This is a genomic window from Haloferula sp. BvORR071 (assembly GCF_000739615.1).
Classification (GTDB): domain Bacteria; phylum Verrucomicrobiota; class Verrucomicrobiia; order Verrucomicrobiales; family Akkermansiaceae; genus Haloferula.
The window spans coordinates 115227-142086 of the sequence record NZ_BATP01000034.1 but is presented as its reverse complement, the minus strand read 5'-3'; the positions used below and the strand labels follow the sequence as shown (position 1 = coordinate 142086).

At 63.5% G+C, this 26860-nt stretch carries 5 protein-coding genes; 1 reads left to right on the top strand and 4 read right to left on the bottom strand.

Going from position 1 to position 26860, the window contains the following annotated elements; all coding sequences use genetic code 11:
- The first annotated feature begins 257 nt into the window (after positions 1–257).
- Complete coding sequence (locus BV071_RS19270) at positions 258–2432, top strand: PQQ-dependent sugar dehydrogenase (RefSeq protein WP_052573586.1); 2175 nt, start codon at positions 258–260, stop codon at positions 2430–2432.
- Between the two features lie 35 nt (positions 2433–2467).
- Here the strand turns inward: BV071_RS19270 and BV071_RS19265 are convergent, their stop codons facing one another.
- The 4 genes from BV071_RS19265 to BV071_RS19250 are packed head-to-tail and all read right to left on the bottom strand — an operon-like array spanning position 2468 to position 26850.
- Positions 2468–14308, bottom strand: a complete 11841-nt coding sequence (locus BV071_RS19265; RefSeq protein WP_035610772.1) for an Ig-like domain-containing protein — start codon at positions 14306–14308, stop codon at positions 2468–2470.
- 29 nt (positions 14309–14337) lie between these two features.
- Positions 14338–15348 (bottom strand): peptidyl-prolyl cis-trans isomerase, encoded by a 1011-nt coding sequence (locus BV071_RS19260; protein WP_035610769.1) that lies wholly within the window; start codon positions 15346–15348, stop codon positions 14338–14340.
- A gap of 27 nt (positions 15349–15375) precedes the next feature.
- Entirely contained in the window at positions 15376–18000 is a 2625-nt protein-coding gene (locus tag BV071_RS19255) for a cadherin-like domain-containing protein (protein WP_035610767.1), read from the bottom strand.
- A 57-nt stretch (positions 18001–18057) separates the two neighbouring features.
- Complete coding sequence (locus BV071_RS19250) at positions 18058–26850, bottom strand: hypothetical protein (protein ID WP_035610765.1); 8793 nt, start codon at positions 26848–26850, stop codon at positions 18058–18060.
- Between the last annotated feature and the right edge of the window lie 10 nt (positions 26851–26860).

Here is a 26860-nt window from a genome sequence, read left to right as displayed (position 1 = left end):
AGCACGCTCTAACAGATCTCTGGCGGACTACGGGAGAGGGCGTCCAGTCAGGTTGACTGTTGCCGGAGTCGGCTCCGCCCTCATCCTGCATGGCTCCCCGCTTGGAAGAGCACGTTCCTCGCAAGCGCTTCGAGATCGTTTGGCGATAGACCTTCATCACGGCGCATCCGCAAGGAAGTATCAGATTTCGCGCAACAGAGAAGAAGCACCCAGCACGCGATTCCCTAGAATCCTGCCGCTTAAGCCCGATCGTTCGCATGAGTCTCTTCCCTTCCGTTTCCACCAGTACCCTTCTCGCGCTTGCTGTCTCCCCTGTTCTCTCTGCGGAGATCCAGAGCACGATCGTCGCCGAGAAACTCCACGATCCGATGGAGATCGCGGCGGCACCGAACGGCGACCTGATCGTGATTGAACGCGAGGGACGTGTACTACGGGTTCGCCCCTCCACTGGCGGCATCTTCGAACTAGGCACTCTACCGGTGACAGCATTGCGCGAGACGGACCGGAATTCTCCATGGGCGCGCGAGGACGGCTTGCTGGGTCTGGGACTCGATCCCGGCTTTGCCAAAAACCGCTGGCTCTACCTCTACTACAGCCATCCGGAGAAACTGCTCAACCGCCTGGCACGCTTCGAACTCAAGGACGGCAAGCTGGATCTCTCTTCGGAGAAGGCGCTGCTCGATATCGCCACGGACCGCCGCGACAAAGTTTGCCACCAGGCCGGCTCGCTCGCCTTCGGGCCGGATGGGCTGCTCTACCTGAGCACGGGAGACAATACCAACCCCTTCGAAAGCGGCGGCTTCGCCCCGATCGACGACCGTGACGGCCGCGAGCACACCAACGCGATGCGCAGTGCGGGCAATACCAACGATCTGCGCGGCAAGATCCTGCGGATCCGCCCGACCGAGAATGGCGGCTACGAGATTCCGAAAGGCAACCTCTTTGCTCCCGGCACCGCAAAGACCCGTCCCGAGATCTATGCCATGGGCTGCCGCAATCCTTTCCGTATCTCGATCGATCCGAAAACCCGTGTGGTCTACTGGGGCGAGGTCGGGCCGGACGCCGGTGGCGAAGGCCCGAACGGCCCTCGCGGCCACGACGAGGTGAACCAGGCGAAGCAGGCAGGCAACTTCGGTTGGCCTTTCGTCATTGCCGACAACCGCCCCTACCCGATCGTCGATTTCACCACTGGCAAGCCCGGTGAGATGACCGATCCGGCCAAGCCGAAGAATCCCGGCAAGCACAACACGGGACTTGTGGACCTGCCGCCGGCACAGAAGGCATTCATCTGGTACCCGTATGCGCAGAGCACCGATTTCCCGGCGGTGGGCGGCGGCGGGCGCAACGCGATGGCGGGCCCTGTCTTCTACTACGATTCCCGTAGGAAATTCAACCTGCTTGGCAAGGAGGACGACCACACCCTGCTGACCTACGACTGGATGCGCGGCCGGATGTGGAAGGCCAAGCTCGGCCGGGAGGAGAAGCTTGAGAAGCTGGAGCCCCTGATGGACCAGCTGATGCACCCGATGGATCTCGAGGTGGCGGCCGACGGCACCTTGTGGCTGCTCGAATACGGCGGCGACTGGTATTTCAACAAGAACGGCCGCATCCGCAGTCTGCGTCCGGCCGATGGCAACAAGCCGCCGACGATTTCGATCGTCGCCAACGGCAGCAGCTACACGGCGACAACCAATGATCCGGACGGTGAGCGCGTATCAATCGAATGGTGGCTGACCCAAGGCACCCATGAAACCAAGGTCGGCAGCGGCACCAGCCTCAACCTCACTGCCGACGGCTACGAGCTGCGTGCGGTGGCAACCGATACCAAGGGTGCCATCGCCGTTGCGCGCGTCTCCCTACAACAAGCACCTGCTCAACCAGCCCTTGCGCTCGAGCTTGCCGGCAAACCGGACAAACTCGGCTTCGGCGAAGAGGTCAGCTTCACGATCCAAGGGGCAGCCGATCCCGCCAAGCTGCTGGTCCGTGCCCGCTACATCCCGCCAACCGGCCACGATGCCGGTGGCCCGCAGCTTCCGGCCGAAATCGAGAAGCTGGCCAGCTCCCGGCAGTGCTTCGCCTGCCACCAAGTCGACAAGACCTCGGTAGGACCGGCCTATCTGGATGTGGCCATGAAATACCGCGACCAGGCTGACACCCCGGCGCGCTTGGAAACCAAACTCAAGACCGGCGGCGGCGGCGTTTGGGGTGAGGTCCCGATGCCTCCGCAAACGGCGGTATCCGACGCTGAGCGCGAGTCGCTTGTCCGCGCTATTCTCGAGCTCTCCCAAGGCATGGCTGAATCCCGTGGCAGCGGCTCCGGCAAGCTGCGCTTGTCACCCGCACCGGAGTCCGCCCAGGCGGGCGGCGCTTGGGAGTTCACCGCCGAAGCCCCCGGCTACACCGCCGCTCGCCTGCGAGTTGCGGCGAAGTAAGCGGATGCACCGGGACCCACAACGGGAGGAGCCGGTCAGGGCCCCAGATTGACCCGTGCGACGAGCTTCGTCCGCGGAGCTGGGAGCGTGATCGTCGCGGTCATCTTGAAGTTCCCGCCACCGATATCCTGGGAGCCGAGGACCACACCGGAGCTATCCCAAGTCGTCATATCGCCGGACCACTGGACATGCACGGCATCCAGCGGGAAGGCGCCGGAGCGTGTGAAGGTCAGCGTGGCCGAAGTCGGGCTGACGCGGGTGATCGCGAGGTCGCCGTTGTCGGCCTGCTTCGGATTGGTGGCGAAGAGCATCTCCACCACGTTCGAGTTGCCGTCCTTGTCCGGATCGGCATCCATGCCCCAGACGGTCGCGGCGAGCGCGGCATTGCCCAGTTCCTGTGCGGTGAACTTGCCCGCCGCCCAAGCCGTGTAGGCGCTGGCCAGATCGTTTGCCGGCGGAAGCTGAATGCGGAAGACATTCGATGCCACCGTCGATCCCAAGGGGTTCGTGGCGGTGAGCACGAGCTGGTAGTCCGCACGATTCGCGGCGGTCGGGGTGCCGGTGAAAGCGCCCGTTGCCGCATTGAAGGACAGCCATGCCCCGGCCGGGAGCGGATTACCATCGGACTGGCGCAGCGAAAGCGTCAGCGAACCCGGGTAGATCGGATCATCGAAGGTCGCCGGATTCACCGTGAACTGGAAGGCCGTGTTGAGCTGCGCCAACTGATCAGGCACCTGCAGCGTGAGGCGCGGTCCCAGGTCATACTGGAACTGGTAGGCACGCGCGCTGCCAGCGGTGGTCGCACTCAGCGGGTTCACGCTGTCATCCGCGGCACCGGCGACGGCGGAGAAGCCATCCATCGCCAGCGCATTGCCGAAGCGGTCCGCCGTGGCAGTCGAGGTCGAAGGCACGAAGCGATCGATCTGCAGCCATGCGGGTGTGCCGGTGCTGCGGCGGCGGTGGACTTCCACGTAGCCGCGCTTGTCCACCGAACCGGAATCCGAGCCGGGCGAACCGATCATCAGCAGCTCACCGGAGATCGCCACCGAGTAGCCGAAGTAGGTGGAAGGAATGCCAGTGCCTGGGGTGAACTTCTGGACCAGACCCCACTGGTTCGCGCCGTTCTGGTTGCGCTCATAGATGCGCGCTCCGCCTGCCTTGAAGGTGCCGATCGGCGAACCGCCGGAGTAGACACCCAGAGCGAGACGGTCACCGGAGAGATCCACAGAGAAGCCGAAGCCAGCGTAGTTCGTGCCATCCACATCGAGGAACTCGTCGAGGCGCTTGAGCTCTGTCCAAGTGCCGGCGGAATTCGGACGGGTGTAGATGTAGGCGGCACCGTAGTTCCAGTTGGTGCTGGCACCACCGGCGGCATTCGCGCCGGGTGAGCCGATCACCGCGGTGTTGCCTTCCAGAGTGACGGAAGCACCATACATCTCACTATCCCCTGTCTGACCCGTCGCTTTGTTTTCGGCCGCCACGAGCGTTTGCTGGGAGATCCAGGTGGTGCCGTTGGTGGAACCGAAGATGAAGGCCCTGCCGGAGCGGGGGGCTCCTGTCAGGTTGGCATTCGGAGCACCCACGAGGATCGTCATGTTGCTGATTGCCACGGCGGAACCGAAGCTATCGCCACCACCGGAGTTGAAGGCCGGCGGCAGGATCTTGGCCACTTGGTTCCAAGCATTCGGATTCGCGCCATCGCGCTGGAAGACGTAGGCGGCACCCGCGTTGCTGGCTGCGGCATCGGCACCCGGAGCGCCGACCACCATCAGGTTGCCATCAATCGCCACCGATTCACCGAAGCGATCGCCGGCAACCGAGTCGGATCCGGCGAACTGCGCGACCTGCCCCCATGGCAAGCCAATCCCGGCATTGCGCTCATAGACGTAGGCGCGGCCGATATCCGCGGTGACGCCGTCACGGGCCGGGGAACCGACCACCATGGTATTGCCGCTGATGGCCACCGAGCTGCCGAAGTTGGCGGCCACTTGGCTCGCATCGGCACCGCCGGTTGCAAGCGGCAGGATCTTGTCCACCTCGCCGTGGAGGACCTGCACCGTGGTTCCGGCATTCACCACCGCGGCGGCGAAGCCGTCATTCACACTGAGGGTGAAGGTCACCGTCTCCGGTGAGGTCGGAGTCACCCGGGTGCCCGGTGTGGGCGTGAAGAGCAAACCACGGAGGGCCGCTGCCGAAGCCGCGGGCGTGCCAGTGAAGACATAGCTGCCGCTGCCCGCCGGAGTCTGGACGAAGCCACCGAGGTTCGAGAAGCCACCCTTGATTGCATTGTCGAGGCTGACCGTCACCGTCTGCGTCTGCACGCCGAGGTTGTCGATGTCGGTGATATTCACGCCGGCGAAGGGTCGCAGCGAGGAATACTGATAGAGCTTCTGGCCGCCCACGATGCCGGTGATCACCGGCGGATCGTTGACCGGAGTCACGGTGGTCGTGGCATTCACCACCACCGGAGTGCCCACAAAGCCATCGTTCATGCTCGCGGCGAAGACCGTATTCTCAGTGGTGCCCACCGGGATGCGGTTGTTCACCGGAGTGAAGACCAGGGCCCGGAGTGCGGCGGTGATCTGGGCCGCGGTGCCTTGGAATTGCAGGACCCCCGGCGAGAGGATCGTGAAGCCGCCACCGAGCACGCCTTGGCCCGGAGGATAGGTAATCGTCAGGGTTACGAGCTGCTGGCGCTGCTCGTCGAACTCCACCACCGTGGCATTCGCGAAGGGACGGACCGTGCCGGTATCGAGCACGGCGCTCGGATCGGCATTCAGCAACTGCGGCGGATCATTGATACCGGTCACGGTGACCGTGGCCACAGCGCTGCTGCGGTCGCCGCCCTGGGGCATCACGGAGACGGTGGCGATGCCTGGATAGGTGCAACCGCCGTCATCCTCCACCCAGTAGGTGATCGCAGCCTTGCCTTGGAAGTTCGATGCCGGCGTAAAGGTCACCACATCGCCGGTCACGGCGACGGCACCTGCCGCTACGGGATCCACCGTAGGAGCCTTCACCGGAGTCAGGGTGAAGTCGGCCTGTGCGGCTTGCTGGCTGGCGGGGAAGGCCGTGCGCAGGACGCCATCGTTCGCGGTCACATTCAGCGCCACGGCGCCGCCACCGGCGAGCACGGTGTAGAGGTCATCGCTCACGCTGATATCGCCCACCCGGACCGTGACTTCACCGGAACCGGTGCCGCCGAGGCCATCCGAGACACGATAGGTGAAGCGCACGCTACCGACGAAGCCCGGCTGCGGCACGTAGATCAGATTCGTGCCGACGATCTGGACCGAGCCACCACCGGCGGCCCTGCGCAAGACGGCGGGAGAGAAGGCATCTTCCAGCAGCAGGCGGTTGAGCACGATCAACTGCTCACCGGCCGCGCCGAGTCCGAGCAAGGCCTGAGTCTCGTCGCGCAGCGTGATGCCGGCGAAGCGGGCGCTATCGTAGATCGACGCCGGAGACTTCGCGATCGCGTTGAACTCGGTGACCAAGGCTACCCGGCGCTGCACATCCGAGGAGGAAGCACTGGAGAATACGCTGCGCGAGGCTGGCGCAAAGCGGGTCCAGAGGAACTGCGTGAGCGGTGTGCCCTGTGCGAAGAGCGTGGTGCAAAGCGTGGCCGGATCCGGGAAGTCGCCCGTCACGAAGGGCGAGCAGACATTCGAGGTCGGCACCGTGACATCCGAGATGATCCAATTCGCTGCGCTGGCTGGCAGCACGCTGTCATTCGCCAGCACTGGCAGGAGAGTGCCGAGCGAATCGGCGCGCACTGCGAAGGAGTCGTTGTTCGTCTCCAGGTTGCGGCTGCCCACGCGGTCGAGCACCTCGATCCGGACCACCGCCGCGGCACGAGCCGAGCCGCCGGAGGAGATTTCGTAGGTGAAGGTTTCGACGTAGGGGTAGGTCGTGTTGTCCGGGCTCGGGGTGTAGCTCAGTGCCGCACCGCCTTCGATGATGTCCAAGGTGCCGCGATGCGGCGGGTTGGACAAATTGCCGGGATCGGTGCCGGTGGCCAGGATCAACAGGAGCTGGCCGGCATCCGGGATCACGCGATCGTTATCGAGCACGGCCAAGCGATTCGCGGAGCTGCCGCGGAAGGCGAAATACTCGTCCTCACCCGCGACCATCTCGCCGGTGGTGACGCGGACAGTCACGCGAGCAGTGTCGCTGCTGTCGCCATCCGTGACCGTGCAGGTGAAGGTCTCGGTGCCGCTGAAGCCCTGCGCCGGAGTGTAGATCAGGCGCTTGAAGTCCTCGCTCATCTCCACCGTGCCGCCATGGTCCGGAGCATTCGGTCCGGTGCCGATCGCGGCCACAGAGAGATCGCCGGGGATATCGGAGATCCGCAGGTCGTTCGCCAGCACTGGCAGTTGGTTCTGCTGGCTGTCCGTCTGCACGGTGTAGAAGTCACTGCTGGCGCGGATTCCATTGGCGATGACCACGACGGTCACCGTCCCGGTGGCCGTGCGGCCGCTGGCATCGCTGATCGTGTAGGTGAAGTCGCGCTGACCGGTGGCTCCCACCGCGGGATCGAAGCTCAGTGAGCCACCGCCCGGGGTGATGCTCATCTGGCCGAGCGAGGATGAAGCCGGAGTGACCTGCGTGATCGTCACCGCGCCAGCGCCGGCTTGGAGCACGTGGTCGTTCGCCAACACGTCGAGGATCGTGACGCCATCGTCCGTGCTCTTCGCGGCATCATCGAAATGGACACTGAAGATGTCGGTATTGGTTGTGAGGTAGCCGACCTTCACCGTCACTTGCGCGGTACCGGTGCCACCGAAGCCATCCGCAGCGGTATAAGAGAAGGTCGCATTGCCCAAGAAGCCCGCTGGCGCGGTGTAGGACAGGGCCACGCCATTGGCGATGCTCACGCTGCCGTAGGTCGGCGCAGTGACTGAGGTGATCGTCAGCGCATCGCCGGTGCCGGGCAGGATGTTGTCATTCTCCAGCACGTTGAGCGTCACCTGGGAGCTGCCGATTGCCACGCCGAAGGAGTCGGCGCGGACATTGAGAGTGCCCACGCGGTTCTCCACTACCACGCTCACCGTAGCCGTGGCGGTGGTGGTGCCGCCACCGGACATGGTGTAGGCGAAGGTTTCCGTGTAGGGGAAGCTGACTGCGGAAGCGGAAGGCGTGTAGCGGATGCGGCCGTTCTCAACCACTGCGGCACCAGCGTGATCCGGAGCGGTGGAAACGGAGACCAGCGTCAGCGGATCGCCGGTCGCGGGAATGATGCTGTCATTCGCCAGCACATCGAGCAGCGGCGACTGGCCGGCCGCCACGGTGAAGCGGTCGGCATTGGCACGCAGGTTGCCATTCAGGCGGTCGACGGTGACGCGGGCGGTTACCAGCGCAGTGTCGCGATTTCCCAAGCTGTCCTCGATCGTGTAGGTGAAGACCTCATCACCCACAAAGCCGACTTCCGGCGTGTAGATCAGCGATTGGTCGCCGTTCATCGTCACGATGCCACCCGCGTTTGGTGGACCCACGGAAACGATCTTGCGGCTGGTGGCCACGCCATCGAGGCTGGTGTCGTTGTCCAGCACGCGTAGCTCAATCGCGCTGCGGTCCGCCTCGATGCGATAGATGTCGTCGTTCGCGAAGAGGAAGCTGCCGTCGAGCAGCGTGTAGGTGAAGGTGTCGTTGTAGGTCTGGCCCTGGGCGAGACCTTGCAGCGTGAAGGCTGGACCACCGGTCGGGCCCGGGAAGATCGAGCCACGGGGGTCATACTGGAAGGTGCTGGCCAGCACGCGCCAGTTGCCAGCGAGCGAGGAGAACCCGGCATTCCAGGCCACTGGCACCGAGAAGCTATCGGCATCGATGCGGGTCAGCACATACTGGCCGGTGAGGGCGCCGCTGGCAGGCAGCACCACTTCCTCACCGCTCTGCAGGCCGTGGGCGGGTGCGAGCACCTTCGTGACCCCGGGCGCGCCGGACACTGCAGCGAAGCCATTGATCGAGCCTTGGCGCGATTCCAAGAGGACATTCACCTTGGCTCCGCTGACCGTGGTGCTGGCATCGGCGACCGGCAGCAGGAACTTGCGGTTGTCCGGCAGGTGAGTGTTCTGGTCGATCTCAAGGCCGCTGGTCAGCAAGCCCGGCGGATTTACCGTGAGCAGGTTTTTTTCCGGTGTGGTGAAGGTGGCATTCGAGGCGATGGGCTTGTCGTTGCGACCCTCCACCAGCACGGCGACAAGGACATTCACCCGGGCAATGCCGTCGAAGACGGTGACGTTGAAGGTGTCGATGACACGCTCCTTGAAGGCGAGGGCCTGAAGTTTCGGCGCAGCAGTCGGATTGTAGGTCAGTGTCGCGCCATTGCCGCTCAGACTGATCGCCGCTCCTTCGCGGCTGAGATTCTGGCCCGCGCCGATCTCAAGGCGCAGCACATCGCTGCGATCGACATCGGCATCATTGGCGAGCAGTGTGGCACTCGGCAGGGAGAGCGCGACATCCTCGGGCGTCCAAGCGACAGCGGGGATGACCACCACATCACCCGTGGCTCCGCCCGGCGGACGGATGGCCACATTGAGCGAACCGGCGGTGCTGCTGGAAGGCAGAACGTAGAGGATCTCTGAAGCTGCGGTGAAGGCGGGCAGGGTCTGGCCCGGGGGCAGCAGTGGCGTGAGCACCCCGAGACCCGGCGGGTCATTCACTGGCACCGGCGCATCGTTCACGCCCGTGACATTGACGGAGATCTTCGCCAGCGAGACCGCACCGGCATTGTCCTCGACCGCGTAGTAGAAGCTATCGGTCGCAGACTCACCGTTTGCCAGACCATTCAAGTAGGTCGAGGGGCGCGGGTTGAAGACGATGTTCGTCTGCGCGCGGTTGGCGCGGATCTCCAGGGTGACAGCCGCACCTTGGACGCTGGTCGTCGTGAGACGGTTGGCATCGGTCAGGACCGTCCACAGGCCCTTGGCCGCGGAATTGTCCACATAGGTCACCGGAATGGTGAAGGTGTCCGGTCCGGCAACGGTCACCACTTGGTAACCATTGTAAGAGGTGTGGCCGCCGTAGCCGGAAATCAGAATTGTGGTGCCGGTAGCCAGACCGTGCGCTGGCGCGGTAACGGTCACCGGAGAGCTGCCCGGAGTGCCGCTGTAGCCGGTGATTGCGGTGGCTTGGCAAACTCCGACCACACGCAGCTTCGAGTAGGGCTGGTCGTTGGTGTCCGGATCGCTGTCGTTCGCGAGGATGCCGGCGGTGGCAAACTGGCGCGGCAGCGGGTAGAGGGCATCCGTATCCAATGCGGTGCCACTGCCGGGATCGGCCAGGATCCGCAGCACGGTTTCCTCGGTCGTCGTGACCAAGTCGGCTGCAGGAGCAGGCGGATCGTTACGACCGAGGACCTCGACTTGGACCAAAGCTTCATCGCGCGCGCTGGGCGTGCGGGCTTCCACCGCTTGCCAGCGGCCGCGCTGAAGCACGGGCGGATTGACCGTGAAGGGCACCGGGATGCGGAAGCTGTCGCCATCCACCAGCGCGATGCTGAAAGTGCCATTGTAAGCAGCCGGGCCGGCACCACTGATGATGACCATTTCGCCCGCGGCCAGACGGTGGGAAGGAGCGCTGACCACGGTGGTTCCAGCACCGCCGTCGGCGAAGGACCCAATCGCGCCGCTACCGACATCGATGATCGTGTAGGCGAAGGTATCAGTGACGCGCGCACCTGCCGGCAGGTAGTTGAAAGCCGTGCGCGGATCGTAGCCCAAGGCAGTGCCACGCAGCGGGCCAGTAGCCGGCGTGATGCTCACGGTGGCACCAGCGGGGGTGGTCAAGGTCGCCTTGTTGGAGGTCGGCGGGGTGACGGAAACCGCGGCATTCAAGTCGACCGCGAAGACTTTGTCCGAGCCATCGGAATCAAGGTCGTTGGTCAAGACATTGAGCGTGGAGAGTTCGTCCTCGGTGACTTCAAAAAGGTCGGCGACGGCGATCGGGTAGGCATTGGCTTCACCGAAGGGCGTGCCGCCGCTATCCGCGCCGGGAGAGGTCTTGGCACCGTTGAAGTTCGTGATCACACCGCCATTCGGAGGCGGCTGGACCAGGCCGTGTGGCACGAAGGCAGCGCCTTGGAACTGCGGCGCGAGGGTCAGCGAGTGGAGATCAAAGTCGAGCGAAGCCGAGGGCGAAGCCGAGTTCACGAAGATCCCGACGTAGTTGACGGACTCAACGGTCTTCGCGCCATCAGCCGTAGGCGCGCGAAGTTCGATGCGACCGCGCAGGGCGAGATCGAGATTCGAGGAGATGGCCGTTTCGGAAGGCAGCACCACCGGCGTATTGGCATTCGCGGGCGTAAACAGGGTATCCGCGACGATGACGCCAAAGCCCGGCCGGACGATCTGGCCTGCGGCGAAGACATGGCGCTTCAAGCCATCAATCCAGACCTCGAAGCCGCTGAGATCAACAGCAGCCTGGTCGCGCGGATTGTAAAATTCGATGAACTGGGGAGCGGGCGAAGTCTGGGAGGCGAAGATCTCATGAATGACGATCTTGCCGAGGGCATTCGCATCCACCGCCCCAATGTCCGCGCTGGCATTCCGGATCACGCCGCGCTGGTCCACCATCGCTTGACCTGGGATTGCGGTGCCGATTGCCGGACTGTCCGCAAGCAAGCGGTAGCCGCGACTCGGGCCTTCAAGCGTGCCTAGCGAAGCAAGCTTCGGATCGAGGCTGCGCTTGTCGGTCGCGTGATTGAGCAGGATGGCCTGTTGCGGAACACCAGCCTGAATGAAGGTGGTGGTGGTATTGTCGCGGGAGAGGTTGCCGCCCAGCGACTGGATCTCGCCGCCACCGGCTACCTGCAGGTTGTGGGCCGAGACATCGCCGAAGATGTCGTTGGAAAGGATGACCCGTGTATTCGAGACGTTGCTGTGGATTGCACTGCCCTTGTTCGCCGCATCGCTGTTCTCGGCGAAGGTGCAGTGGGTGATCTTGGTCTGGAAGAGGTGGTTCGGTGAGAAGTTCTCCGCGTAGATGGCGCCACCACCGTAACCGGTCGGAGCGGACTGCGCGTTCCCCGAGAAGGTGCTATTCAGGAAGGTGCAGGTTGCCTCCGTATATAGAGAGACAGCACCGCCGCCGAGGCCGGAGGAAGGATGCAGCGTGTTTGACTCAAACAAGCAGCGGTCCACGTTCAGTGTGCCCTCTTCCACGTCAATGGCACCGCCCCACTGACTGGCCATGCAATTTGCGATCGTGCAATCCTCCAGCGTCAGGCTACCTGCGGCCAAGCTGGGATCCAGGCGGCCGACGTAAGCCGCACCACCGGTAATCGCGAATCCACGTGCGAGGCGCAGGCCCTTGATTTGCACGCCGGCGAAGACGCGGAAGATCTGAACATCGCCGGAATCGGTGGAGCTATTGCCATTCGAGTCGCCGCTCAGGGTGAGTTTATCGGCACCCGGGCCACGGAAGCTCAGGTGCTTGTCGAGCACCAGTGGGCCGCGGGCCTTGCTCAGGCGGATCACCGCCGGATAGCTCGGCAGGGCGAAGGTGATGACGTCGTCGTTCTTGGCGTTCGCCACGGCATGACGAAGGGTGCCGGGCACTGCGGGATCATCCAGCAGACTGGTGACCATGAAATTCCGCGTGTCGCTGATCAGCACGATCGGCAGCAGTCGGCTGGTCAGGTTGAGCGCGGAGTCGCTCGCGGAGATGGTGAAGTCGGTGCGGCCCGGCTGATTCGGCGGGAAGATGTAGGTCTCGCTCGGCACGAAAACGATCGCGCGGATCTTCGTCTGGGCATCTGTCGCGGGCCCTGTGTAGGTATAGGTGCCCGGTGAGCCCGGTGATTCCACGAAGCCATTGAGGTTCTGAAGTTGCCCCTTGGCGGCGCTATCGATCTTAATGGTCACCACCACTTGGCCGTCTTCGACGATGCCCACCTTCTCGAAGGGCTTGGCAGATGGCACTGGATCGATCTTTGCCGGATTGGATGCCAGCGGGAAGGTGCCCGCGCTGTTGCCATTCGCGACATTCCAGGTCACGGCGGGCGCACCGTTGATTGAGGTGACTTCAACCTTGGTCAGGTTGTTGTTCCGGGTGGCGGTACCATCGCTGACCGTGATGGTCAGGGTCGCAGTCTCGCTCTGATTGAGCGGAATGCGGCCCGTGGCCGGACGGAAGCTGACCTCGCGGAGCTTGGCAGTAATTTCCGGAGCGGTGCCGACAAGCTGATTCAGAGCATTAAAGTCGCCGCTGAAGCTGCCCTTCGCCGGATCATCCAGAGCGAGGGTCAAGGTCAGCGATTGGCCAGGATCGGCATCCGTGATGGTCACGGTCGAGAAGGGGAAGACCGGCGGGATGGAAGGATCATCCGTGGTGCGGATCACCTCCGTGGCGGTGCCAGAGATCTGCGGCGGGTCATTGGAAAAGGTGATGGTGAGCGAAAGCGTCTTGCTCACCGGTGTGCCACTGCTTCCCGAAGGATGCACATCCGAAACATTCACCGCAAAGGTGGCAACCTGTGTCGCCGACTGCGCCTGGGGCTGGAAGCGAACCGCACTCATCGCCGCGGACACGCCCTCGGCGGTGCCCGTCATCGGGTTCGTCGGCGGAATCAGGGTGCCGCGCGGGGTCGGGCTGGTTTCCGCGATCGTCACGGAAAAGCTTTCACCGGGATCCGGATCACTGACGGAGAGGCGGAAGGGCGAGACCTCCCCGCTGTCGGACACAGTTCCATTCGTAAGGGAGGCAGCCACAATCGGCGCGTCGTTGATCGACTCCACGTTCAAGGAACCACTGATCGGCGTGGCTGTGCGCGCGGTGCTGTCGCTGACTTCGACCTTCGCGGCAAAGTTGTAAATGCCGACCGGCTGCGCATTCGCCTTCGGCGTGAAGGTGGCGGCACGCAGGCGGCTCTGGGCCAGCGCGGGACTGAGGTTCGAGAGAGTGTAAACCGTGTCCGAGGCGTTGGTAACCGAGCTGGAATTCAACAGAGCAAAGGTGCCGTAGAGATCCGCGGTGTTCGAGATGGTTACGGTGACCGTCTGATTGTCGTCATCGGGATCGCTGATGGTGAGCTGGCTGAAGGGATCGCCTGCAGCGGGCGAGCCAGCCTCACCCACCGCGGAGTCCGGGAAGGGGTTGGCTGCGGTTCCCTTGAAGACTCCGCCGAGGACCGGCGGATCGGGGACAGCGGCGATATTAATCGTGAAGCTCTGGGTGGCTGACTCGTTGTCACCGCCATTCGCAGTGCCACCGTTGTCGGTCAGCTTGAGCACGATGGTCGCGCTGCCATTCTTGTCTTGGCCCGGCGTGAAGGTGAGGGTGCCACTGGGGCTAACCGCGGGGGCAACGGAGAAAAGGCTGCTATCGCTGTTCGACACGATGACGAACTGAACCGTCTGGCCACTCTCGTTGGGCGCGCCCTTGCTGGTCACCGTGGCCCAACCCGCGCTGCTATATGCTCCCGAGTCTTCTAAAACGGGGACGTTGGGTCCCTTGGTAAAGGTCGGCGGGTCGTTGACCGGGGTGACGTTGATCTTGACGATGATGTCGGTGCTGGACTCCACGCCGGCGGCGTAAGCGCGCACTCGGAAGGCATCGATCAGGCCGTTGGCATCGTTCGGCGGCGTCCAGTTCCAAGTCTGGCCCGAGTTGAGGGTATCATCCGGATCGACCGTGTTGCCATTGCGGCGGAGCGTGCCGTTGATGGAGGATTTGAAGCGGAAGGAGATGGTGTCGTTGTCGACGTCCGCGGCGTTCGAAGCAGACAGCAGGGTCGCGAAAGGAATCGAGCTCACGCCGTCCTCATTCCCACCCGTAAGATCGGAAATCGTGGTCAGCGTTGGCGCGGAATCGGCCGCGGCAGGGCCAGCAAGGGCGAGGAAGGCGAGCAGCGGGAGAAAGCGGAAGGACAAGTCCATGGGCTAGCTAGGAGGAAAGGGATCAGCGCTCAGCGGGCAGCGGACGAACGGGAGGTGCCGGGAAAAGCAGGCGGGGCAGACGGCGCGGCGGCCGGAGCCGGGGTAACCGGCAGCGTGACCTGGCGGGCCGCCTCGGGATTAGTGGTGACCTTGGCGGCCGCCAGCGTGTCAGCGACAAAGTGTTCTTCGAGCGCGCGGCGCTTCTCTAAGAGGAGCCCCTGCTCAAGGCGCTCGGCGATCTCTTCGAAGGGCCGGGCACCGCCGGGGCGCGCATCGGTCTTCATGATCACGTACAGGCCGCTCGCATCTTCAATGATTCCGCTGCGGCTGTTCACGGCGAGAGCCCGGCCGGCCTTCATGACCTCGGTGGGCCAGCGGGTCTCCGCAGCCTCCGTCTCGATCCAGCCAATATCACCGCCACGGTAGCGGCTGCTCTGGTCATCTGAATATTCCGTGGCGATCGTTCCGAATCCTTGCGCCGCGGGTCCCCTGCCCCCTTGGGCGGGATTTGCATCCGCGGCGGCCAGGCCAGCCTCAAGCCGCTGGCGGGCCTCGGCCTTGCGGGCCTCGCTGCTTTGCGCGGGCAGGGCTTGGAACAACAGCGCGAAACGATCGACACCCTTGCGCGAGAACTCGGCCTTCCGTGCTTCGTAAGAGGCGCGCACTTCTTCATCGCTCACCGTAACCTTGGCCACCGCATCCTCGAGCTCACGCTCACGCAGACGCGTGATCAGCACGCTCTCGATCCGGCGGCGGGTATCCATTTCCTTCTCGAGCCCCGCGCTGCGGGCGCGCTCGACCATCGCAAGACGTTGGACCATCTCATTGAGCAGCACTTCCGCGGAGGGAACGGCCTGATGATTGACCTTTCGCCATTCAGCTTCCTCGCGCAGGTCCGTCGCGGTGATGGGCCGGCCCGCGACCACCGCAAGTGCCGGTTCAGAGGCCGGAGCAGTGGTGCTGACAGGAGCCTTATTGCACTGGCTCAGCGTGCCGATGGCAGCGCTCAGGCAAAGGAGCGGGACGAGGCGACGATACATGGATAGGATAGAGTCGATGGAGAGCTGTCAGTTCCCGGATTCGCCGGGCATGACGAGACGGACGCGCATGGCGGCCTTCGTGGCTTCGGAGATCGGGCGCTTGGCGCGGAAGACCGCGGCCGCAGGATCGTTCGGCGAGACCTGCGGGGTGATGTCCTCCACCACCGCGGGGCCGCTGCTCCAGTTCACCAGGTCATTGGAATACTCGACCTGATAGCGGGCATCCGTGATGCCCGGCTTGCGGCGGAAGCTGAGGGTCAAGCGATCGTCCGCGGTGGTATATTTCGGCAGGCGCGCCAGACTCGCCGCGTCACGCGGGCGGTTCGGATCGATGGCGAAGCCGTAGTTCAGGAGAGCCTGATCACTGCCACCTGCGGGCAGGCTGTTTTTGGCCAGCCACCCTGAGTAGGTGAGCTTCTCGGGCACCACCATGAGGCTGGCAACCGGAGCCGGCAGGGCGTAGGCGGCATCGGCCTTCAAGGTCATCTTGATGGTCTTGGCTTCGGCGGTGCCAAAATTCACCGCCGGCTTCGGCACGAACTCGATCAGCCGCGTTGATTGACCCGAGGCCAGCGTCAGGTACGGCGTGACCGTATTGTAATCCACGCCGTTCACCGCCGTGCCACTCAGTGTGAACTGCACGAAGACCTCCGGCGAAAGCAGGCCACCACGACGCATCAACACAGCCGCTGGAGAGCCATCAGCCACCCCCGCCAAGCCATCAATGACTTCAAGGCTGAGCTGCGGCTTGAGGTCTTCGATCGCCATCTGCGCGGAGGAAGCAGTTCCCAGCGCGTAAGCCGGTGAACTGCCGAGACTCAGGAAGACGATCTCGTTGAACTCCACCTGCGAGTCCACGTAAGGCAGGATCGAGATCTTCATCGCCACCTGACCGGCCGGGAAAAGCAGCGTGGCAGGAATCGACTGGTAATCCACGCCGTTGGTCGCATTGCCGCTGAGCGAGATGCTGACGTAGAGATCGTCCGCAGTGCTGCCTTCGCGGGTGATGGTGAACTCGCCCGCCGTCGGGCCGTTCTCGCTGGCCAGCGGGCTGGTCGCAGCCACGCTCAGGCGCGGGGGCAGGCCAATCGCTCCGCTCTCGATATTGCCGGCATAGTGCAGGCTGGCGAGGTCCTCGGGTTGCAGTGTGGAACCTTGCAACCGGATTGAGAGATCGGTGAAGCCGGTCTTGGTCCCTGCGGCGCAGACATCGAGGTAGGCATCGCTACCACTGCGACGAATGCGCAGGTAATCGGTGAGCAAGGTCGAGCTGCCGTGAAGCAATCCGCTGACATCGATTACGTCACCCTGGGCCGGAGTGAAGTCGGTAATGGTATCGACCGCCGTTGATGGGTCGGTGAAGACGAAGGTATCGGCACCCGTTCCACCAGCGAGGGTATCGGCACCGTCATCGCCGTAGAGGTAATCCGCGCCGTGGCCACCGGTGAGGACGTCAGCGGAAGGTCCGCCCAGCAGGATATGCGGGGCGTCATCACCGAAACTCGTCTTGTAGGTCTGGTAAGCCGTGGTGCCCAGGCCGGCGCTGGGCGCCGAAATACGATGTGGTCCCGAAGCCGCACCGAAGTCCGCCACGAGATAGCCGTTTTCGCGCGCCAGGCGGAGGGATTCGTAACGCAGGCTCTCCACCGCTGTCACGGCGGGCAGTGTGGGATCGGAATCGAAGAGGCGGACCAAGACCTCACCACGAGATTCCTCGTGCTGTGAATTCTCATCGCGGACCCCGACCTCGAAGGAGCCGGTCTCGCTGCCGTCCGTGTGCTGAAAGACCACGCGGCCTGCCATCACATCGGCACGGGTAAAGGTATCGCCCACGACCAAGGACCGGCTCGTCGCCTGGGGTAGCGTCGCGGCGTTGCGGATCACCAGGTGGCCGCCCTCTGGCAGCGTATATAGGGTGAAGGTCAATTGCGCCGGCGTGCTATCGCTGTCTGCCACTTCCAGCGGCACCAGCGAGGTGGAACCAGAGTAAGCGAGCACTTCCTTGGTCAGCAGACGCGGCTTGAGCGGGTCGGCATCGGGATCATTGCCGGCGAGGAACTCGGCGAGGTTGTTCAGGCCGTTGCCATTGCGGTCGGCGAGAGCGTCGGCAGCGTTCTGCTTGTCCAACCCGTGCTCATCTTCCCACCAGTCCGGCATTCCGTCGCCATCGGTATCGAGCGCGGCGGCATCGACCTCGAGGTCGAGACGCAAGGCACTCGCACGAGTGAGCTGGTCGAGATCGAAGCCCGAAGTTGAAGGCGGCAGGATCTGCGCCGGGCTACCATTGAGCGTGATCGCCGTATGAAAAGCGGTGGCCTTGGTCGTGCCAAGCGGGAGTGTCTGATTCACCGGGGTCTGGCCGAGCATCACCGCCTGGTGCGGGATCCGCAGCAGGTAGGAGTACTGGCCACCACCCAGCGAATCTACATCGCCAGAAAGCTTGATCAGGGTGCCGTCCGGCTTGCGGATGGTCCAGCGCAGCTCGCCTGCGGTGACGAGCTGCTCCGCATTCGGATTGCGGCGATTAAGGATGCGCCCGTAGACCAAGGTCTCGGGTTCGCCGATGAAGGCCGCGGCATCAGCAAGTGGTGCCATCAGCCAAGCGACGGCGGCGGCGGCCATCCAGGCGGGAGAGGAATTCCGGGAGATCATGGGAATCAGATCGGAGGTTCGTTCGGAGGTAGGTGCAGCAGTTCCGGAGTTTTCAGTTCAGCCGCCGCTCTGGCCGTAGGAGTCGAAGATCATCTTGATGTCGGAGACCTGCTCGATGAAGCGGTCGAGGCCGACATTGGGATCCGCGTTGAGGGTGGCCCCCGGGATGATCATCAGCCACTCGGTGTTCCAGATCGAACGACCGAGCAGGCGGGTGTCCATCGTCGGCTCTTCCGCGCTGTCCGAGTAGGCCCGGAAGTCGGAGAAGCGGCGCTGGTCGCCGAGGCGGCCGTTCAAGCCATCAAGCAGCGGGATGTAGCCGCTCTTGGAAAGCAGCGAGTTGGTCGCCGGGAAGGGCACGGGGACATTCTGCTCCACCACTTTCCAGGTGCGGATGTCATCCGGGCTATCGGTGCGGGAGACCCGCATGATGTCCATGCCAGCCGGAATGAAGTAGATGCGCGGCGCGGCAGCGAGTCCGGTAAGAACGTTGTCACTGCTATAACCGTCGAAGGTCACGCCCATGCCGAAGATCTTCGTGGCATAGTGGCTGGTGCTGTAGGCTTGGTCGCCACCGCTGAGCGGCTTGCCGAAGAAGTTCTTCCCGGAGCTGATGTCCGAAGAGAAGCGCAGGACGATCCCCGGCTGCGGCACCTGCTGGCCCGCCGAATTGCTGGCGGCCGCGAAGGGTCGGCAATGCTCGCGGAACTCCGGCACCTGCCAGAGGTCGGGCACACGAGCCTTCTGCAACTGCGCTTGCCACACCGAGTCCGAATCTTCGCCAGGAGCCGGGAATTCGTTCGCCGGCTCATCGGGCTGGGTTTCCCCGGAATCGAGGATGCGCATGAACTCGCGGCGCATCGAGATCTCGCCGATCTCGCGTTGCTCGTTGTTCAGGCCGAGCTGGGCCCGGAGCACATCATGGTTGAGCCTCAGTTTGTCGAGCGACTTGCTCAAGTCGTCGAGGCTGCGCGCCCTGATGATCTCGCCGAAAGCATCGGCCGGAGAGGCCGGGTCGGTGATCGCGAAGTTGGTTTCGTAGTCGTAGGCCGTAGCCGCGAGATAGGCATAGCGGGCCGCGAGATCAAAGGAGCTGCGATAGGTCTGCAGCGCGTGGTTGCGGGACACCCGGAAGGTCATGTCCTGGTAGCGGTTGCGCTGGGCCTGCGCGGCCACGCGCTTGTTGAAGGCAGCGCGCTCGTCCACCAGACGACCGCCTTGGTCGAGCAAGGTGCGGTACTGGTTGGACAGAGCTTGGAGCGCTTGCACCTCCTTGAAGACCGCAATCCGCAGGACCGGCTCGTCGCCCACCTTGTCCTCGATATCCTTCAGCCATTCGCGGATCTGGAGCTTCCGGTCATCCGCGGCCTTGGCGAGGTTCAGTTCGTTCTCCGCGACATCCAGCGAGATCTGGGTGGCCGCCTTCACGATCTTCAAGGTGTCATCCACAGCATTGAAGCCAGCAGTGGCCGCAGTGAACGAGAGGCCGACGCCAGCACGCGCGGCGGAGAGCGCGTCACCAGGCGACACCGCGAGACCGCCGGTCGGCAAGTTCAGCGGGATCGCCGAGGAGACATCCCTCTCGACGTTGTAAGTGACCTCCTTGGCGCTATTCGCGATCTCGATCCCTGTCTCAAGCGCCAGGATCACACTGTTGATGATCGTCTTCGCACGGGCGAAGTCCGCATCACGGCCCTGATTCTTATTGCTGACCGTGAGCCGGGCATCCACCAAGCGCAACAGGCGGACGATCTCCCCGGACAGGGCATCCCAAGCGCCAATCGCCTTCGCGACTTCGGCCTCCTGCTGGATCATCTGGTTGATGACATCCTGCAATTCCCCCGTGGCCGCCCGCTGGCCCCACGCCGGCGGTGCCTGGAAGGTGTAGCCCGCGGCCATCACCGGCATCTGGCCGATCAGGCCGCTCAGATCCACCTTCGGCTTGCTCAGGTCGGTGTAGTTCACCGCAAACAGTCCCGAAGTCGTATTCGATCCGTAAGTGAGCGTATTGGTTGCGTTGGCGAAGGTGGAGTTGAACAGGTTGCGGAGGTTCGCATTGTCCAAGCCGATCTTGAACGGCAACGCCGCGTTGAGGGCGTCGAGGGTCGTTTGATCGAGGTAGCCCTGACTGTTCAAGGTCGAGTTGAGACTACTGTAGGCGCTATAGAGATCCCCACCATTCAAGGCGCCGTTGCTTCCGAAGCTCGCGAAGGCGGCCGACGGCCCGGGGACCGTGTCCTTGTTGATCCCGCGCACCGGCACATACATGTAGAGTCCGAGATCGGGACCCTCGTAGCCAGCCGGATAGAGACGCCCGGCTCCAATGGTTCCGGCATAAGGCTTGCCGAAGATCTGGATGAGCTGGTTGCGGTAGGAGAGGTCTTCCTGGAAGGTGGAGTTGCGGAACTCCGCCTCACTGTTGCCCACCTGACGGAGCATGTTGCTCCTCTCGTTGGCCTTGTCCCAGACCGCGGTCGCGTTATCCATCATGCCATTGGCACGCTCCAGGATCTGGTCGAAGTGCGAGCGGCGGTCGCCACCGGAGGAGTTGTCGATGAAGGCGCGCTCGATATCGAAGACCTGAGCCCCGCGGGCCAAGCCCAGTGGGTTGTAGCCATGATCGGCCTGGTCCAGGGTGTTTTGGATCGCGTTCAGGTTCGCGGAGACCACCGCGATGTCGTCGTTGGTGGTGCGGTCCACCTTGCGAACGCCTTCGAGCGTCGTGTTCGGGTGCTCGCTCGGCAGCAAGGCATTCGCGGTTACCCAGTCGAAATAGGCGCCCTGACCGGCTCGGTGGCCCCACTCATCCACGCCCCAGGCGCGGTCGGGGTTCGAATCGGTGTATCCCTGCCACTGGGCATTTGGATCCGCCACGTAGCGGTCGCGGTAGGTCAGCGCGACGATCTCGGCACCGGTCTTGGCCTTGGCAGCAGCAGTGGCGGCGAACTTCCGTTCGTCGAAGAAATCTACCGAGATGACAATGTCCTGCAGGTTGTAGCTTTCCGAGCGCGAGACCCAGTTGAAGTACGGGTGGCGCAGCAGTTCATACTGGTTGCGCAGTGCCGTCAGGTAGTGGCCCCAGGCATCACCGTGACCCTGCGGGAACATCAGCATCGCGTCGTCCTCGTCGATGAAACCATCAGCGTTGACGTCGGTGATGTTGTAGTTGGTGGCGTAGGCCGCTTCGCCCTCACCCTTGGTGAAGTTCCAGAACAAGCGATTGTAGACCGGGCGGGCGTAGAAATCGTCCACGCCGCGCAGCAGATCGAGTTCCTCCTCGATCGGCGAAGACACCTCGTTCTCGAAGGCGTAGACGGAGGTCGAGACACTTCCTGGATCGACCGTATCGCTGCCAACGCCGATGGTCGGGTCGAGCGAGTCGGTATAAGCCTCGTTGCCGAGCAGGGTGTAGAAGTCCGAGATGCGGGTCGAAGCGAGTTGCAGGGCATTCGAGATCGCGGGAGTCGAAACCGGCTGCGAGAGATCCACGCTGAGGCCCTTGCCCCGATTCAGGATGGTTTCGTAGAGCTCAATCAGACCGACGTTCTCAATCACGTTCTTGTCCGGATTCAGCGCGACCGGCCCTTCGTAGCGGGCACCGAATTGCGCGATCATGCTACTGACCGTGGCAGGCGCGTCGCCTTCGAAGTCGCGGATACGGGCTTCGTACGGATTCACCGCATCCAGCACGCGTTTGATCCAGCCCTGCGCCAACTGGGCGCGGAAATCCGGGAAGCCATCGAGATCTGCATCCACGAATGGCTGCGAGTTTCCGGCACCAGCCCAAGTGAAGTTCACACCCTTGCGGCCATCCGGCTGGGTCGCCTTCCAGTTGGTGCCGCTGGCGGTATCGTTCCGGTGGCGATAGCGGACAAACCACCAGCTATCAGCCAAGAGGGCCTCAGGTGCATTCGGGTTGCCTTTCAGGGTCATCTGGTAGCGGCCACGGCCCGAGTTGCCGCTGGGATCCGGGAAGACTTTCCAAGGGTTGGTCTGGCCAGCAGGGATCAGGTCCGGCGGCGGCACATTGAGGCTGCCGTCATCCGGACGGTACCACCACTCGAAGATCAGGTCGTCGGCATTCGCACCGAAATCACCCGTCGAGCGCAGGACCACGTTTTCATCGAAGACGTTGTCCGAGAGGATGGTCTTGATCGAACCGCGATAGCGCTCGCGGCGATCCACCTTGATGATGTGCGGCGTGATCGGCGATCCACCCATGGCAGGATCGTTGTTCTCGACCACCGTCACCCAGCTTTCGTCCGGATACTTCACGCCGGCGGAGAGTTCGGCCAGCGGATCGAGGAAGTTGGCATTGGGGACCAGTGCCAAGCCGGGACCGAAGGCACGCATCGGTGCAGGAGTCGTCGGCGAGGCATAGATCACATTGCCAAGCGGATCCTTCATGATGCTGCCGTCCGTATTGAAGCGCGGCAAGCGCATCAGGCCGGTCAGGTAGTCGCCGGCATTGCCAGGCACGGACTCCGGATTGCGGGTGGCATTGTAGAGGGCGGTCACGGCAGCGACCCAGGCACTGCGCGCGCTGGAACCGGTATCGACCAAGGCAAGAATCGCATCGCGCTCGGCAGCAGTCAGGATGTTCGGCTCGAGGACATAGACCTGCGGCGGTGAGGCCGTGAGGGTGTCATCTCCGATCGCTTTGTCGTTCAGCAGGCCGCTGAACTCGAGTTGGCCATCCAGCGAGTTGTAGCGCAGTCGGCGCTGGAGTGAGGCCGGCAGCTCATTGAAGACATACTTGCCGGCCTTGACCGTGGTGCGGCCACTCGCCGGTTGCAGCTCGGACGGGAAGGCAGTGGTGGACAGGGATGCCTTGCGGAATTCAAGTGCCGGCACAACGCGGGCGGTCCAGCGGCTCTTGAGCAGATCCGGCACCGCCTCCGTATTGAGCGAGTCGAAAACGACTTCGGCAGAGGCAAAGGCCAGCAACTGCGGCAGGCCCGGAGTCTCAACGGTCTCGGACACACCATTGCGGACGATGGTTTTCGTCGGGTGATCGGCCCGATATTCGCCGCCGGAGAAGGTCAGCGTCTCGCCCGCCTTCAGGACCGCGGGATTGTCCGGCCATTCGGACTTGTAGATCACCTTGGTCGGCAGGTGCGCGGAGAGGAACTGCGCGTTCTGCGGCGCCCGCACCGCATCCGGCAGGAAGGACACCGAATCGCCGGTGAGCGGCACCTTCAGAGGACGCGTGTTGTCATAGGTCGCCGTGTAGGTGGCACCGCTCTTCACCACCTTGACCGGCGGCACTGTCAGGTCGGACGGCCAGTAGAAGTCCGGGGCCAGCGGATAGTAGAAGGAGACATTGAACCAAGCCTTGTCCCCGCCCGAAATGGCCCAGTACGAACCGCGCCAGTCTTCCCAGTATGCTTCCTGGGTGAAGAAGTTGTTCCCGAAGGTCTGCGGTGCCGGGCTCGCGCCGATCGCCACGCCGAGCGGATAGAAGGGAATCACCGGCTCGCCCGCCTCCATCTTCACGAAGGGCTGGGTCTTGAGGTTGGTTGTGGTCGCCGTGAAGTTGTTCGCGAAGCGATAGTTCGGGGTATCGCCCGTGGCACTCTCCTTGCGGACCGAGTAGAGGTTCATCTTCACCTCGTCCGCCGCAACATCGAAGTACTGGACCAGCACGAAGGGATCCGAGGTGTAGCGGGCGCTTCCGGTGGTGACGTTCGGGTTCGCGCTGTTCAGGTCCCCGGTGCGCAGCGCGTAGATCGCGGGCGGGCGCGGCGAGACATCGGCGAAGCGCAGCGAAGGTGCCACCAACGCGTGCTCTTCGTTCGGGTTGTAACCCGGAGCGTTGAAGTCCGGCTGATTGTAGATCTGCACCGCCTGCAAGCGGGAAGGATCATAGGTCGTCGCGGCTGGCACATCGCCGATCGCCGGGGCCACTGGCTGATCCTGGTCGGTGCGGCTCTTGCCTTCGCTGCCGTACTGGCTGGCGATGACGATCTGCGGAACCGAAGCCGCATTCGGCCAAGCCGGTTTATAGATCCGCGAAATATACGGCCACATCAGCGTGTCGTTGCGGCGCGGGTCATCGTACCAAACGACGATCGGCAGCTCATTGTTCGGCACGCCCGGATGGGCATTGACCGGAATGACGGGACCCGGCAGCGCGCCTTTGTTCAGCACCACCAGCGAAGAATTGTCGGCGCGGAGTTGCGCCATGTCGTAGATGTCGCGCGCGGCGAGACCTTCCAGCTTCGCGGCATCGTAGATGAAGGGGTTGTAGCGAGCCCTTCCGGCCAAATCCATGACAAAGCCGGTGCCGAGCTGGGCGGCGTCCACGCTCGGATCAAGGATCTTGGCGCCAACTGGAACTTCCCTCGGCACCGCGGTGAGATTCGTGTCCCAAGCGCGGGTGTCGACCACGCGCACCTGCAGGAACTCGCGCGGCTGGCCGCGGCCAACCCGCTGGATCTGTGAGAATAGAAGCACCGACATCCCCGGCTTCTGGGTCGTGAAGAGCTTGTTCGCATCCACGCTCGCACCGGCGGTGCTGTACTTGATCGACTTGAAGCTGAAATCGTCTTCCGGATCGGGATCGAGGGCGACCGCGGGGGTCCCCTGGATGTGCGGGTAGTGGCCGCGGATCTGGCGTTCGGCATCGAAGGGCAAGGTCGCGATCACACGAACCTCGACTGCCTGCGTCGAGGTGGTGCCGGGCTTCCACGGCACCGTGAAACGTCCCGGAATGGTCGGGAACAGGCGGCCGCTGACGGGATCCCACTCAGCCATCAGGTCAGGCCCCGGGGTAATTCCTCCCGCCACCACCGCGCTGGCATCGGGCACCGCATTGATGATCGGCTCCGGCTTGCGGGTGAACATCGTGGAGTACTGCGGGTAGTCCTCGAAGACGTGCTTGCCGATGACCACATTCACGACGATCGCCCCGGCACCGTAACGCCAGAGAGTGCGCGCCGGACGCTGCAGGTTCGGGATATCGTAGCCGCGATATCCGGCAGGTGAGCTCGCATTCCAAGCTGCGACGGCGCCGCCATTTACTTGTGTCGGCGCGCCACTGGTCGGCAGACCCGTGAAAGGGTCGATTTCGCCCAAGCCAGAGAAGTAGTAGCCGTCGCCGTTGACCCAACCGGTGAGAGCAAGACCGTTCACGCCAGCCTCGCTCGCGGCCGCCACGACTTTCACGTGGGCACCCGGATCGAACCAAGAGACTCCGTCTTGCACGGTGCGATCCACGGTCGTGTTGCCCACGACCTCATACACCTTCGCCAGTGAGCCGCGGATCGGATCATCGACGGTGACCTTCACGCCATACTGAATCTGCCAGACGTAGGTGATGCCGCCCGGGCCATACATGTTGAAGTTCGGCTTGATCTGCTGGCGCGGCTCGACGGTCGAGAAGGTGAAATCCTTGGTGTAGGTGACATCGCGCCATTTGCCCTTGGCGACCGGATTGCCGGTGGGTGTGCCCGGGAAGACGACAGGGATGGTGAAGGAAGTGTTGTCGATCTTGGTGACCGTGAAGATGCCGTTATAAGAAGTGTAGGCGCTGCCGGTGATCTCGATCTGGCTACCGGTGACCAAGCCGTGCTCAAGCGGTGCGGTGGTGGTGCCCGTGATGATCTTGGTCGCACCGCCGGACGCCGAATAGGAGGCGATGGTGCCTTCCTTGGAAGAGCGGATGTCCACTCCATTGACCCCGAGGCGGGCGTCGTTCTGCGTTTTGCTCACCAAGCTGTTCGGCGGGCCGTAGGCGCGGTAACCCTTGACGACATATCGCAGGTCGAGACCCGGGTGGCTGAAGGAGTCGAGCGAGAAGCCGTCGATCTGCACCACCGGCTGACTGCCGCGAAGAACCCATTGCTTGCTCACCGGCGGACTCGGATTGCCCGCGGCATCCGAAGCCAGCGGGCCAGCCCATGGCTTCCCGGCGAGGATCTCCTGGCTCTGCGTCTTGCTGAAGTCTTGGCGAATGGTCAGCGCATAGTAGTGCTGCCAGCGCAGCTGCACGTCGGTGTCACCGGTGATCTCGAAGTCGTAGTTGGTCGGGTCCGCCGTCTGGGCGATGTTGTTCACCGACATGCCGTTGGCGACAAAGCGCTCCTCGGCCTGGTTGTTGATCGCGTCGGGATCGTTGGCGCTGCTGCCGGTAAGATACTGGGAGTTAATGTCCTTGTAGACCTCCTTGGGAGCCGTGATCTGGACGCGGTCGCCGTGGGCGACCTCCATGTTCACGGAGTCCACATTCTCCGCAACGATGACACCGTCGCGCTTGATGGAGATGCCCTTGACCAGATCACCGCCACCTTCGCCACGGCTTTCGACCTTAAGCATGCGGCCCGGGCCGCGGAAGGTGAGCGTGGCCGGATTGTCCGGCAGGGTGCGAGAGGCACTGGCGGTGCCGGCATAGACCCGCGCCACGGAGTTCGGGGCACTCCCGTTGTTGAAGAACACCGTGTTGAAGTTCTCCACGGTGTCCTGCGGAGAGGCATCCTGGTCGACATCGACCTGTGCGGAGAAGGTCTTGCCCGGACCGAAGCCCGAGAGATTCACCACCAGCACATCGCTGCGGTAATTGGTGCTGCCGACCACGAGCGGCGAAGCCTGGAACGCAGCCCCCCCCGGAGGCGCGCTCACATTGACGGTGGTGCCATCAAAGTTCTTGTTGGTATCGCCGATGGTAAACTCGAAGCGGGTGATCTCCAGCGTCGGCGAGTTGTTCGTGACGTAGATCGTCGGCGTGTTGGTGTTCCCGTCGATCCGGACGGTGAAGAGCAGGTCCGAGGGATCCGCCGCTGCGGCCGTCGCAAGGCCGAGGACAGACAAGGCACCAGCAGCCAAAGCACGGAGGCTTGGAAGAAGATTCATGGGAGAGGAA